We start from the raw sequence: 13,330 nt of genomic DNA on the forward strand, positions 1-13,330 counted from the left end.
AATATATACACCAAGGAATACTATTTGTTGTTTGCCTTAATTAGAAAGTGTTTTTATTCGATTAAAAACTAGTTAACGGTCATAAAGTTCATCTTTGTATTATCCATGTTGTTTCCAATCCTTTATCTAGTAGACGGATTCCTCTTTTTTCTAACTCGCTCCTGATCTTGTCTGCTAACTCGTATTCTTTTCGTTTCCTGAGCTCTTTCCTTACTTCGACTATTACTTCTAAGATCTCGTCTACTAGCGTTCGTAGTTCTTCTGCTGGTTTCTCGAAATACTTGTCTAGGACTCCTAGTACTGTATTGTATTCTCTGAGGAGCTGATAGGCTTTCCAGACCAGTGTATACTTGGGGTTGTACTGTATGTCTTTGAACACTATGTTTGTTAGCTCGTGTACTGCCGCCAACGCCTCGGCTGTGTTGAAGTCGTTGCTTAGGGCTTGGTGGAATTTCCTCCATGTACCCAAGAGTTTCTCTAGTATCTCCAGTTCCTTGTCTTCAAGTCTATGGGGACTCTCTGCTTCACGTACTAGCTTGTTCAAAAGGTTTATTGTGGAGACTAGTCTCTCGTAGAACTTGCTGGCTTGCTCTACTGCTTCTTCTGTGAAGTCTTGTGGTTTCCTATAGTGGCTACCGAGATACCATAGTCTTATTGCCTCTGGCTTCCACTTTTTGAATGCTTCACGGAGAGGTATAATGTTCCCTAGACTCTTACTCATTTTATCTCCACGGATCGTAAGCATACCCACGTGAACCCAGTACTTAACCCACGGTTTGACCCCTAGTGCTGCTTCGCTTTGGGCACGCTCGTTCTCGTGGTGTGGGAAAATCAGGTCTGTTCCACCACCATGGATATCGAACTGTTTACCGAGATACCTTGTACTCATAACGCTACACTCTATATGCCATCCAGGCCTCCCCTTGCCCCATGGAGACTCCCACCATGGCTCGCCTGGTTTGGCTGCTTTCCACAGAGCAAAGTCATAGGGGTTCTTTTTCTCGCTAACAAACTCCTGTTCCTGGCTCCACAACTCCTTGTCTCGTCTATTACTTAGAGCACCATAGTCTGGGTACTTATCGACATCAAAATAGACGCTCCCACTAGGCGCTACATACGCATAGCCCTTATCTATAAGGATCTGAATAAACTCGATAATGTCCTTGATATGCTCGCTCACACGTGGATGCAAGTCAACCTTGATATTAAGTTTCTCGAGAACATCGAGATAATCTTTAGTGAATTCTTCAGCCACATCACTCCATGACCTTCCTTCCTCATTAGCTCTCCTAATGATCTTATCATCAATGTCAGTTATGTTCGTTATATGGAATACATGGTATCCACGGAGCACAAGATATCTCTTGATTGCATCAAACATGACATAAGCTCTGCCATGGCCGAGATGACTGTAATCATAAACTGTTGGACCACACACGTACATTCTAACGTAATTCTCTTCAAACGGCTCGAATAACTCTAGGCTTCTCGTCAACGTGTTATATATTCTTATATCAAACATAATCTCATCCTGTATACCAGTCTAGTAACATTATGAAGACAAGTTTGTGATAAAAAATCTCTGGTAGCCCACACCTACTTCAGTTCACTAAAGACGTCCATGACGATCCTAGCTACTTTCTCGAATTTATCACGCAACTCCATAGTAGTCAAGAACACTTTCTTTTCTTCAACAAGGTTGTCACTTATTACAAGTACTGCAGCTGTAAAGAATCCTCTCATCCACCCTAGAGCAAAGAGTGTAGCACACTCCATTTCAATTGCTTTGAATCCCACTGAACTTAGTTTCTCCGCGAGCTTAGGGTCTTCGGCATAGAATGAGTCACTACTAAATACTGGTGCCACATGGTATTCTATGTTATTAGCCTTCATCTTCTCTATGATCTTAGCTGTCAACACTGGATCAGGCGCTGTTGCTAGGCAGTGATTTAGAGAATAAAGGCCAAGAGCTGCTCCATTACATAAATAGCCGGCTCCAGAAGCAACAACAATAGATCCTACACCCAGCTCTTTGACAAGTCCTCCTGCTGTGCCCAGTCTAACAATTCTTTTTGCACCAAGCATTCTAAGTTCTTCAAATACTATCGCAGAAGAAGCCCCTCCAATACCGTGTGTAGCCAACGTTACTCTAGAATCCTTGTAATACCCTGTTACTACAAGAAATCCTCTATGCTTATTCACAACACGAGAATCCTCAAGAAGACCTGATAATAGTTCTACTCTACCAGGATCACCAACAGCAATCACGTTGTCAGCAATATCCTCGGGTTTAGCGTCCCTTAAATGAATAGGGGTTACAGTCATGTACAACACCCTTTCTCTAATTATACATAAACTCTAAGGTTAAATAAGGAAGAGATGAATTAAAGTGTTTTCCCGAGAATCTTTACCCAGCAAGAATGCAAAGCGAAATAGGATCTTATTCATGCTTCTAATAGTAGTATAGTAATTTGTGAACTACTTGCTTTTGCTTTTCTTCTTTCTCTTCTTTCGTTTTCTCTTGGTTGTTTTCTTTTTACTCTTCTTCTCAGCCTTTTTTGTTTTAGTTGATGTCTTTCTTTTCTTCTTTCTTTTTCTCTTTGCTTTCTTTTGTGTCTCTGTCGTTGTAGCTACTTTACTTAATGAAGGTATTTTGAGTTCTTCTTTTAGGAGTAACCTTGTTCCATTGCTTGTATGTATTTCTATTAAGTCAAAATCAAGGTTATTCACAGTTATGTATCCATCATAAATGTATTTGCCTCTCTCGATAACAATTTCTTTAACTGGAACAACTTTGTCGCCATTGGATTTATAAAACACTATCTTGTGGGCTTGAACTGGTTTTGGATAAAATATTGTCTCTGCCTTACTGTAATCGCCTTCTCCTTCAATAACTTCTATACCAGGGATCTCCATCCATATGAAAGAATATCCTTCATCAACCTTGTTTTGATAAGCCATGGTGCTTGCTTCAATAATCATCTTGTCTATGAGTTTGTCTCTATCAGTCTCATTGATCTCTATTTCACGCCACGAAATCTCCTCGCCATCATATACGGTAAGTTCTACACCATTGCTTTTATACACCATAGGTTTGAATACTATTGTTCTGGCAAATACTTTAGGCATAGTAGTTTACACCATACTGTACTGTTTTTCCTCCAGCGCCACTTCTTTGCCCGAGAGATAGAATAAGATAGGAATCTAATTAATCTAGTCTTTAAGAGAATAATTAAGCCATTTTGTATTGCCAGTATACCATGGAGAACCGAATACTAGTGATTCTGCTATAACTGCTGCTCTATGTCCTAGACCATAGTAATGCTCTATAATCTCATGTATAGTAGACCTATTGATCTCTTCAATAATTTCATCTAGATCCGGAGGGTGATTGGTAAGCCATCTGGCGTTAATGATTATTTTGTTACCGTCAACCCAAGCAAGTCCGTCATCTTCTTTTATAACAATATCGAGGTCTATACTCCCTTTCTCTACATTGTATTCGACAACATTACTTCTACCCTTTTTGCCGACGAGTACCATGCGTTGCTTCAACAACTATCCCTCCACAGCGATCATACCGGTCTGGGAGAGAACTAGCCTCTACTAGTGTTAACAGAGTTTATAAACTGTTTAGAAGTATGGACACTGTTTAGAGTTCTAAAAACTTTTTAGATTATTGATCACTGTATAATCGTAATAGTCAAAAAGAAGGATCAGGCTATTTCTTGTAACCTATCTTTCTCAAGAACTCATATCTCTTCTTCTTGTCTTCATCACCCTCAACGCCAACAGGAGTATACCCGTCGACTACTCCAATGATAGCTCTTCCCTGATTTGTTTCAGCTACAATTACCTGAACAGGGTTAGCTGTGGCTACATACAATTCTACTACTTCTTGTACATGCTTTAATGTGTTTAGTATATTTATTGGCCATGCATTCCTAATGTATAGGACAAATATATGTCCTGCACCAATATTCTTCGCAACTTCAATAGCCGTTTTGACAAGCTCTTCATCATTACCATCCCATCTAACCAATCTATCGCCACTAGCCTCATTGAATGCAAACCCGAACTTTATTCCTGGAACACTTGTAACAAGTGCCTCGTAGAGATCCTCCACTGTTTTTATGAAATGGCTTCTACCTATGATCACGTTACTCTTCTCAGGTATAGGGACATCAATAACATAGAATTTTATCTGAGACATCCAATCCACCCAACCAACACCTTTTCTAAAAATATTACTCCAGAGAGAGTTGAAGAATATTTTCCACTTACATAGTTATGCCCGTGAAAAGCCCTGTTGGCGTTATAAACTCCATTAAAGTCTCTTTAGCTATTTTCTCTGCTGTTTTCAGTTTCTCTTCCTCTTTTACAATGGTTCTTGGTGCATAGACTCTTATTATAAGCCTAAGCTTTATTCCCTCACGATCAAGGAACTCAGGTATACTCATTTTTACAGTATTTACTACCTTACCATCTGTTACACGGCACAACTGTATAGTACCGCCGGGTACAGGTGGTATCGGCTTGAGAGTATTTATTGAGACCCAGAAGTTGCTTGCATCACTTGAAAGAATTGAGTCAAGCAATCTGTCGTGAAGATTCTTGCTAAGCTCTTTTAGTATCTCTTTGCTCTTCTTCAGAATAAGTGAACCTGTCAGTCCAGCTAGTTCACGTGGTTCAACAAGTATTTTCTGTTCATACAAGAGCTTCCATAATAGCTTTCTAGAGAACGCGCTTTCAGCAAGTATCCGTAGTTCTTCATCTTTATGTTCTTCAGCAGTCATTTTAGCGTGTACAAGAGCTTGGTAATCAGTTAGCTCAAGATATGGTTTTATCTCTCCTTCGCTGAGCTTCTCTATTGCTTCACTGTAATAGTTAGTTAGCTCATCGTCCCTGCGCATCATAAGGACAACCGTATGGCTGAATATCGAGGAAACTGGGTGTATGTACACGTTTTCGAACATAGAAATTCTGTTACGCAGATACCCCGCTAATGCACCTAGAGCTTTTTCTTCTAGAGAAATACTTGATGGATCCTCGGGATTTACATGACTGAGTTTTATCAGTCTAGCGTAATCAACTATACCGTACTCCCTAGTACCAGCGTAATAGCTATCTCTCAGCAAGAAATCCATTATATCGGCTGGGTAAACCCACTCCTTAACAGTATTTCTTATCAATGACAAGACGCGTGAACCAGGTTTCTTACTTGATAGGATCTCGAGTACAGGATCAAGAATACCATATTCCTCAAGTACTTTAGCTATTTCACTATACTTCACAATGTATATTCCAGCTTCCTCGTGATTTGGTATTGGCAGTTTCTTACTCCAATAAATAGCTTCTTCAAAAGCATGACTGAAAGGACCATGGCCTACATCATGGAGCAATCCCGTGATTCTAGCTATTTCAACAAGTGCGTCAATACTATAACCTTCAAGATCCCCAACTAACTCCTTGTATTCTCTTGCAAGTTTTTCAGCAAATAAGCCAGCTAGATGCATTACTCCTACACTATGCTGGAACCTTGTATGATCAGCACCAGGGTAAACCATGTTAGCCAATTGTAGTTGTCGAAGCCAACGGAGTCTCTGAACAGGAGTAGAGTCAATTATTGGTTTCTCTATATCTTTATTAAAATCTATGTAATTATAAATCGGATCTCTTATGAGGCTCCAGGACATTTTGGAAAATACTATTTCCTTCAAGAGAAATCGCCTGCTAAGTAGTTATTAGTAATGATTACTTACTTGATAGAAACTAGGTGTCTTAGAGAAAATAAAACTTGCTTCAAGAACTCTTTTTCTTAACCATGGGGAATGGTATGACCTCTTTTATGCTTGTAGCGCCTGTAAACAACATCACCAGCCTATCGATCCCTATACCTATACCTCCTGCCGGAGGCATACCAACACATAAGGCCTCAACGAAATCATAGTCTGGCTCATGTGCTTCTTCGTCTCCAAGTTTTCTCCTAAGTTCCTGTTCTTTGAATGCTAGATATTGTTCAAGAGCGTTGTTCTGCTCAGTATACCCATTAGCAACTTCTAGCCCTGCTATAAAGAGCTCAAATCTCTCGACAAGTCTTGGGTCTTTCCTATGCGGCTTAGCTAATGGGCTAGAACCCTTTGGGTAATCGATTACAAATGTTGGTTGAACAAGTTTCTTCTCAACATAGTGCTCGAATAGCTTTACTAATGCTATGTCTCTGTTATAGCCTCCCTTTATAATGATCTTTTTCTCTTCAAGAAGTTTCTTTATTTCTTCATCAGAGATCGTGTCAGGGTCTATACCCACATGTTCTCTCAATAGATCGAGCAGCTTGTATCTCGGGTAAGGGGGTTTCAAGTTTATTTCAAGCATGAGTCTTGGTTCACCTATTTTCTTTACAAGATACTTCACAGGATCTTTCTTAAACTCTTTTAGCGCTGTTTTGCTTATTGTTACTTGTCTCTTTCCTTTAGTATAAGTATGTATAGTGTATTCAAGCGCTTCTTTCAATACATCATCATCAAGCTGGCTAATATACCATGTGCCAACACGCTCTATATCAACTGGATATCTTATGGTGTATCCTCCAGTCATTTTTACAACTAAATCGCCCAGTAGTTTTTCGGCAAGCTCCATCATATCATTGTAGTCAGCATACGCTATGTAAGCTTCCATCATAGTAAATTCCGGGTGATGAGTTACATCAATGTCTTCGTTTCTAAATACCTTAGCGATCTCGAATACCTTATTGTATCCTCCTACAAGAAGTCTCTTGAGGTACAATTCTGGAGCTATTCTTAGGAACCATTCCTCATCAAGCGCGTTAACATACGTTTTGAAGGGTTTAGCTGCCGCACCACCATATACTGGTTGAAGAATCGGTGTATCAGCTTCATAGAATCCCTTTTCATACATCCATAGTCTTATCTCCTTTATCAAGTTAAAACGCGCTTTTATCCTCTCGTAACTTTCTTTATTCAAGACAAAATCTAAGTAGCGTTTTCTATAACGGAGCTCGGGGTCCTCTATACCTATCCATGTATGTTGTAGCGGAACCATACACTTGACAAGCATCCTGTAATCACTAACTTTGATTGACAATTCACCGCGCTTGGTCTTTATAAGAACTCCTTTAACCCATAGTATATCGCCACGTCTCACATTTTCTGTAAACCATGCATATTTTTCTTCACCAACAATGTTCTTGGCAACATACAACTGGATCCTATAGCCCTCGTCGTAAAGATCCGCGAATGAGAGCCCGCCATGAATTCTAACAGCCATGATTCTTCCAGCTACACGGACTTCTCTATCCCATTTTATTTCCGGCGTATTCTCCTTGATTATATCAGCAACTCTGTCTAGGTTCACATACTTCATTTCATTAGATTCTAGATATGGGTAGGGAATCTCTACTTTCTTTGAATATTCTTCAACTCTCTTAATACACTCTCCAACTTCTTTGTCAACCAAGAATCTTCACCAAATACTGCTAGATGACTTTATGAGTTCTCTATGGAGAAACACCTATTTCTTATACAAAAATGTTTCCTTCTACTCACCAAAAATAAAAAGCCCCGTCATCGACTATTGTAGGAGAAAAATAAATTATTTAGTGGATAGTAGCATCCGTTACCCATAACATAACTAGGTGCTGGCACTGTATTCCTTTAGTAAAGCTTTTAGGTAGCTTACCTCCCTATCAATATCATTAATGTTCTTTATTCTAAGGAAACCGTGTGTAGGTGATGAAAAGTAAGATAACACTATGTCTTTGTATAACAGCACTACTGCATATGCGGGCTCGGTGTTGAAACCGCCTTCTTCATCTTCATATATTATCGTTGTTTCTGGCTGTTTTCTAATTATGTCAATTATTCTTACCGCTTGCATGCTATCGTTGATAGTTTTTTCATCTAAGAGTTTCTTCAATACACTATTACTTACACCGCTTCGACGAAGAAGTCTTATCATCTGCGCTAGATTGCTAGTTTCAACAGACAATATGTATACCCTGGCACAATTTATTGAACCTTGTGTTTCTAATGCTAATATTCAACACTGCTCTCACTTATTGTGCTAATCACTTCTGCATAGATGGAATCGCCTGCTATCTTTGTTATTCTAGCTTTTACCTTTGATCCTACTCCAGCATTGTACACTATTATTTTGTATCCTCTATAGCTAGCAATACCTCGTCCTTTACTATCCATGTCGGATACTATGACCTCAACTATATCGCCGACTTTTGGTTTATCATCGTCTCTAGGCGCTTGTATTCTTGGATAAATACTTAGTCTCTGGATTTCACTAGTATAAGGGTTCCAAGAATGTTTTCTTTTCCTATGCCTCGCCACAACTACATCCCGTTCCGAATAATACGTTCTTCTGAACAAGATAGGTTATTGTATAGAGAGGTTATTAAGTATCTTGGTTTATTTTGTTCTCTAGATTAACGTGACGCGTAGGTTAATTCGAGAGTGGTATCATGACCGTGATTGAGAGACCAGATTTCCTGAGACACATCGTTAACCCATTGCTGGCAAGATATAGTAGAGAGCGAAAAGCATTAGTGACTATTGTCGATGAAGTAAGGAAACTTATAGCATTAGCGGAAGATAAGTATGGATTCAGCTCATTTGGAGGAAACCCTGGTAATCTAGCGAAGTATCTCAGAAGCAGGGATTTTGATTTGGTTATTAGCGCTCTAAAATCAGCCAATGCGTCTGATCTAGTACTAGAGATACTGAACACTATTATAGAAAAATACAGAGATTTACCTGATGTTGTTGCTGCTGCCCAGGAAAGAATACAATCATTAGAGAAGGGCGTCGTGAGGAAACCTGAAGAAGACACATTACTTCAAGAAATAGCCCGGATGCTCGTTGGAGCTAAGATCAATGAGACAGACAAGGGCATTATTATTGAGTATAAGAATGTGAGAGCTTTGCTTACAAAGACCCCTCATAACTATAACATCGAGATCACTACCATTCTTAAGATCCCACTTGACAAAAAAGATACAATATTCGAGATTATACGCAAAATAGCTAGTATTATTGAAGGGAAAGAAAAGTAAAAGTAGAACGAGGGGTTCCATGTGTTTACAGCCAAGAAGATAGTGTTCTTTGATTGTGATGGAGTTTTGACTATTGATAATAGTAGTTGGCTTATTCTCCACGAATACTTTAAGAGTTTTGATAATAGTTATTTTGCTAAACTATACGCCGAAGACAAGATAAGCTATCTTGATTGGATGAAGATAGATATCGCGTTAATGATTAATTCATGGAAAGCTCCTATACATAGAAAGGACATAGAGAAAGCATTAGATACAATAAAGCTTCGCGACGAAGTATTCTTCATCGGCAAGTTACTAAAACAACGTGGATACCTCCTAGCTGTTGTTAGTAGTGGTGTTGATTATGTTGTAAAGAAGGTTTGCAGTGTTCTTGGAGCAGATATATGCCTATATAATGAGCTTGTCTACGATGAAAATGGGTATGTTATACCTGGCGGAAAAGCATGGGTTCCCCTGAAGGAAAAACCTTTCCTGATCGAAAAAATAGTTCGAGGACTCGGTTTAGATATGAAGGACGTGGTATATGTCGGTGATAGTAAATGGGATATACCAGTGTTTAAAAAAGTCGGTTTATCTATTGCTGTAAAACCTTGCGATGAGGCTTGTGATTACGCTGACTATGTTATTGAGAACCTTGTTGAGATTCTTGATTTATTAAAGTAGCTTTATATTGTTTTTATATTGAATACGTATCCTTGTTTCTTTAATTCACTTAATGCTTTCTCGACGAGTTCATAGGATGCTGCTTCAAATATTAGTGTCAATGATGCTTTAGTCGGCAACAACATAGGTGAGGCTCTGTCATGTATTACATCAACTATATTGAGTTTGTATTTAGCTAGCACACCAATAATGTCTCTTAAGACCCCGGGTTTATCGTCTACGACACCTTTTATCGTGACTAATCGCTTATCTCTAGCAAGTTCATGAACTATTATTCTCGATAATAATGTTGGGTCAATATTTCCTCCACTAATAACACATGCAACGGGTTCACCACGTGGAACATACTTCTTTGAGAGAAGAGCTGCTACGGGTAATGCACCAGCCCCTTCTGCTATTATTTTACCTCGTTCCAAGAGGAAGAATACTGCACGCGATATATCTTCTTCATCGACAAGAATTATCTCGTCGACGAGTTCCTTAACTATTTTGCTTGTATAATTACCTGGCTTCTTCACCACTACTGCATCGGCGATACTCATTTGTGGCTTGTATTCACTGATGCGTCCCTCAATGTAGTACTTCATGGCAGCAGCATTCACTGGCTCCACACCAATAATTCTTACATCGGGTCTGCGTTTCTTGATCGCTATGGCTATCCCCGATATAAGTCCTCCACCGCCAATTGGCACAAGTACTTCTTTGACGTCAGGTATTTGCTCTAGAATCTCAATACCTATTGTTCCTTGACCAGCTATTATCACGGGGTCGTCGAATGGATGGATAAACTCATAACCTCTTTTCTCAGCAATTTCAAGTGCCTTCAAGTAAGCATCATCGTATATCGTACCATACAATACTACTTCTGCACCATAGCTTTTCGTAGCCATCACTTTCGTTGGAGACGCTGTTTCAGGCATTACGATTACTGCTTTTATCTTGTTCACCATGGCTGCATAGGCTACACCTTGTGCATGATTACCTGAAGAAGCCGCTACAACACCTTCCACGGATTTTTCTTCAAGAAGCTTCATTACCTTGAACGTTGCACCTCTTGCTTTATAAGCTCCCGTCTTCTGGAAGTTCTCAAGCTTCAAATAAACAGTTTTTCCAACAATATCAGATAAACTAGCTATGGTCACAACAGGTGTTTTATGTACATATTCTCTAATGTAATCATAAGCTACTGGTATGAGCTTATCTATGTACTCTACAAGAGAGCGTGTATCCGTATATGTAAAAACCCATCACCTCCATGTCTATAAAACATTACACGACTAGCTTCATAACTATAAGTTATAGGAAAGAAACTAAATCATTGCTGGTTTTGTTGAGTAGTTTTATTACCGTGGGAAAGAATCCTACTTATCTTCAGTAACAGCTTCACTAATTTTCTCGACAACTTCATCTAACTTAATATCCTTAACAAGTATTTTCTTCAGCCTATCCCTAACACCATAAACGATATCTATCTTTGTTATCGGGAGCCCTAGAGTTTTTGCAAAGAATTTTATGAGAGCTGCATTTGCTCTACCTTGTAGAGGGGGTTCTGTAGTGTAGTATACCAATTCTCCACCTTCAACTCTGAGTTCTTCTTTACTCGATTCAGGTTTTACGAATACCTGTATTACAATACCCTTGGAAGTCTCTTGAACGCTATTATATATTGCTTTTAGCTTACTGTCCTCCATATCAAAAACCACCGATCTCATATTACTTGGCTTGAAGAATATATTTTTTATGTGGCATTATTATACCCTTTATTCTCAATTCATGTATTTTTTCAGCAAGTTCTTCTTGCATCTTCCACTGCCCATAGAGTTTTCCTTTACCAAGGAGTTTATAGACTTCTTTTTTAAACCAGTCTGGTATCCTTCCTGGAGGCGCCATAGAGAACGGTGTTCCGGGAAGCGGGAGGAATACATGCAGATGTACACGTCCGCCCATGCTAGTTATTTTCTTTATGGAGACAAGAGTTTCTTCAAGGTCTTCCTTTTGTTCTCCAGGAAGACCAATAATATAGTCTACATCAGGAGTGAAACCATTTTTTATCGCTGCTTCAACAGCTTCATAGACATCCTCTATGGTGTGTTTACGCCCAATATACTTAAGGACTCTATTGCTACCGCTTTGTGCACCAATTATAATGTTTTTATTTGACACATATTTTCTGAGAACCTTTGCTGCTTCATGTGTTAAATGTTCTGGCCTCACTTCACTTGGAAAAGTTCCATAGAAAATTCTACCATTGTATTTCCTTGACAACAACGACATTTTATCCAGTAGTTCTTCTATAATTTCAAGTCTTGGTTCTCTCTCATAACCCCTCATTCCATAACAAAGACTGTTTGGCGTGATGAATCTCCAATCCTTAAGTTCATGCCTACCCATTATATCAAGGTAGTAGAGTATGTTCTCTATACTCCGATGCCTCAATATTGGTCCATGCATATATGTTACTTGACAATACTTACATCCAATAGGGCATCCTCTTGTTATTTCTATTGCTCCAAACAAATACCTCCAAAATGGAAATGGGTGATATTCATCAAGGTCTATTATACGTGGACGCTTCTTGAAAACAAATTTGCCACTGTCATCTTTGGCAAATACTCCTTCAACATTGTATGGATCTCCTTTTTCCGTAAGTTCTTCAACAAGTTTGGGGAGACTTCTTTCACCTTCACCGATAATAACATAATCGAATTTTAGAGACTCAATACTACCTATTGGATCCCCTGACGGATGTGGTCCACCAGCAATAGTGATTATATTACGTGACTTGTTTTTATTAAGCAAGAAAATTGTGTCCAAGAACTTCTTGTCGGTGAGCATAAGTGTATTGAAGCTCATTCCAATAATAACTGTATTGTACTTGTTTAGTAGCGATCTAGCTAAGAAAGGAGTTTTCACATAGTCTTCAACAAGGTATACATCGATTTCATCAAGAAGATCAAGTACTGCTACCAACGCATTTACCGAGTACTTATTTGAAGGTCCATAGTACATTAAGACAGCTGCTTTACCTGTCATATGATGTAGACACCTAATAATCATGTCACTATTTTTGTTTAAAACCACTAATATGTTTCAATAGCATGTACAAGCTATCTGTGCTTACCATGCTACTAATAAAAACTATTTTACTGTGATTAAGCGAAAAGAATATCCCCTCTCTAACCAATATATTGTTAGAAAAACGATCCTTGTTTCGGAGGTTAGTAATCATGAGCATGCCTAGTGGAAACATAGGTTTAACCGAAGAAGAAGTAAGATACTTCATCAACAAGATTAAGCTTAGGAAACTATATGAGGACGACGATGTAGTACTAATGACTGCTCCAAATGAGGATGAACTTATTGAGATAATTCTCGACTTATTAAAAGAAAAGCCTATGAATCTACGTGAAATCCATACAATACTATCAGGACTGGCAAGCGAAGACAAGATAAGAAAGGCACTGATAACACTGATGAGCAATGGTATAATAACAATAAATAGTGATGGACGCTATATGATAATAGGATTCTAGAATAGCAATCTCTGTGACAAACTTCTAGTAAAAGTTCTTCAACGCGTCC

At 38.8% G+C, this 13,330-nt stretch carries 15 protein-coding genes; 3 read left to right on the plus strand and 12 right to left on the minus strand.

Annotated elements, in window-relative coordinates; genetic code table 11:
* Window positions 1-88: 88 nt before the first annotated feature.
* From cysS to J4526_00250, 9 genes are all read right to left on the minus strand, one after another.
* The gene (gene cysS, locus J4526_00210) at window positions 89-1,522 is read right to left on the minus strand and encodes a cysteine--tRNA ligase (protein WFO75369.1); all 1,434 of its coding nucleotides are present in this window, start codon (window positions 1,520-1,522) and stop codon (window positions 89-91) included.
* A 74-nt stretch (window positions 1,523-1,596) separates the two neighbouring features.
* On the minus strand, window positions 1,597-2,325 hold the full coding sequence (locus J4526_00215) for a purine-nucleoside phosphorylase (protein WFO75370.1): 729 nt from the start codon (window positions 2,323-2,325) through the stop codon (window positions 1,597-1,599).
* A 153-nt stretch (window positions 2,326-2,478) separates the two neighbouring features.
* Window positions 2,479-3,129, minus strand: coding sequence for a hypothetical protein (locus tag J4526_00220; protein ID WFO75371.1), 651 nt, complete (start codon window positions 3,127-3,129; stop codon window positions 2,479-2,481).
* An 84-nt stretch (window positions 3,130-3,213) separates the two neighbouring features.
* The gene (locus J4526_00225) at window positions 3,214-3,555 is read right to left on the minus strand and encodes a hypothetical protein (GenBank protein ID WFO75372.1); all 342 of its coding nucleotides are present in this window, start codon (window positions 3,553-3,555) and stop codon (window positions 3,214-3,216) included.
* A gap of 166 nt (window positions 3,556-3,721) precedes the next feature.
* Entirely contained in the window at window positions 3,722-4,213 is a 492-nt protein-coding gene (locus J4526_00230; GenBank protein ID WFO75373.1) for an adenosine-specific kinase, read from the minus strand.
* A gap of 67 nt (window positions 4,214-4,280) precedes the next feature.
* On the minus strand, window positions 4,281-5,720 hold the full coding sequence (locus tag J4526_00235; protein WFO75374.1) for an HD domain-containing protein: 1,440 nt from the start codon (window positions 5,718-5,720) through the stop codon (window positions 4,281-4,283).
* 82 nt (window positions 5,721-5,802) lie between these two features.
* Window positions 5,803-7,476, minus strand: coding sequence for a lysine--tRNA ligase (gene lysS, locus J4526_00240; protein WFO75375.1), 1,674 nt, complete (start codon window positions 7,474-7,476; stop codon window positions 5,803-5,805).
* Window positions 7,477-7,650: 174 nt separating this feature from the next.
* Window positions 7,651-8,007, minus strand: coding sequence for a hypothetical protein (locus tag J4526_00245; GenBank protein WFO75376.1), 357 nt, complete (start codon window positions 8,005-8,007; stop codon window positions 7,651-7,653).
* A 44-nt stretch (window positions 8,008-8,051) separates the two neighbouring features.
* Complete coding sequence (locus J4526_00250) at window positions 8,052-8,360, minus strand: TRAM domain-containing protein (protein ID WFO75377.1); 309 nt, start codon at window positions 8,358-8,360, stop codon at window positions 8,052-8,054.
* A gap of 131 nt (window positions 8,361-8,491) precedes the next feature.
* Here J4526_00250 and J4526_00255 point away from each other — a divergent pair, with 131 nt between their 5' ends.
* Entirely contained in the window at window positions 8,492-9,082 is a 591-nt protein-coding gene (locus J4526_00255) for a hypothetical protein (GenBank protein WFO75378.1), read from the plus strand.
* A 21-nt stretch (window positions 9,083-9,103) separates the two neighbouring features.
* On the plus strand, window positions 9,104-9,748 hold the full coding sequence (locus J4526_00260) for an HAD-IB family phosphatase (GenBank protein WFO75379.1): 645 nt from the start codon (window positions 9,104-9,106) through the stop codon (window positions 9,746-9,748).
* Window positions 9,749-9,750: 2 nt separating this feature from the next.
* Here the strand turns inward: J4526_00260 and J4526_00265 are convergent, their stop codons facing one another.
* From J4526_00265 to J4526_00275, 3 genes are all read right to left on the minus strand, one after another.
* Window positions 9,751-10,953, minus strand: a complete 1,203-nt coding sequence (locus J4526_00265; GenBank protein WFO76253.1) for a threonine ammonia-lyase — start codon at window positions 10,951-10,953, stop codon at window positions 9,751-9,753.
* A gap of 156 nt (window positions 10,954-11,109) precedes the next feature.
* Complete coding sequence (locus tag J4526_00270; GenBank protein ID WFO75380.1) at window positions 11,110-11,439, minus strand: DUF167 domain-containing protein; 330 nt, start codon at window positions 11,437-11,439, stop codon at window positions 11,110-11,112.
* A 22-nt stretch (window positions 11,440-11,461) separates the two neighbouring features.
* Window positions 11,462-12,781, minus strand: coding sequence for a TIGR04013 family B12-binding domain/radical SAM domain-containing protein (locus J4526_00275; protein ID WFO75381.1), 1,320 nt, complete (start codon window positions 12,779-12,781; stop codon window positions 11,462-11,464).
* A gap of 194 nt (window positions 12,782-12,975) precedes the next feature.
* Here J4526_00275 and J4526_00280 point away from each other — a divergent pair, with 194 nt between their 5' ends.
* Window positions 12,976-13,281 carry an ArsR family transcriptional regulator gene (locus tag J4526_00280; GenBank protein WFO75382.1) on the plus strand — a complete coding sequence of 102 codons (306 nt, stop codon included), beginning with the start codon at window positions 12,976-12,978 and terminating at the stop codon, window positions 13,279-13,281.
* Window positions 13,282-13,330: the final 49 nt, after the last annotated feature.

The sequence above is a fragment of the Desulfurococcaceae archaeon MEX13E-LK6-19 genome (assembly GCA_029637525.1).
Classification (GTDB): Archaea; Thermoproteota; Thermoprotei_A; order Sulfolobales; family Desulfurococcaceae; genus MEX13ELK6-19.

What these genes read in the sequence shown, in the direction of transcription:
- cysS (WFO75369.1), bottom strand. Translation starts at nt 1,522, where the DNA reads ATGTTTGATATAAGAATATATAACACGTTGACGAGAAGCCTAGAGTTA.
- J4526_00215 (WFO75370.1), bottom strand. Translation starts at nt 2,325, where the DNA reads ATGACTGTAACCCCTATTCATTTAAGGGACGCTAAACCCGAGGATATT.
- J4526_00220 (WFO75371.1), bottom strand. Translation starts at nt 3,129, where the DNA reads ATGCCTAAAGTATTTGCCAGAACAATAGTATTCAAACCTATGGTGTAT.
- J4526_00230 (WFO75373.1), bottom strand. Translation starts at nt 4,213, where the DNA reads ATGTCTCAGATAAAATTCTATGTTATTGATGTCCCTATACCTGAGAAG.
- J4526_00255 (WFO75378.1), top strand. Translation starts at nt 8,492, where the DNA reads ATGACCGTGATTGAGAGACCAGATTTCCTGAGACACATCGTTAACCCA.
- J4526_00270 (WFO75380.1), bottom strand. Translation starts at nt 11,439, where the DNA reads ATGGAGGACAGTAAGCTAAAAGCAATATATAATAGCGTTCAAGAGACT.
- J4526_00275 (WFO75381.1), bottom strand. Translation starts at nt 12,781, where the DNA reads ATGACAGGTAAAGCAGCTGTCTTAATGTACTATGGACCTTCAAATAAG.
- J4526_00280 (WFO75382.1), top strand. Translation starts at nt 12,976, where the DNA reads ATGAGCATGCCTAGTGGAAACATAGGTTTAACCGAAGAAGAAGTAAGA.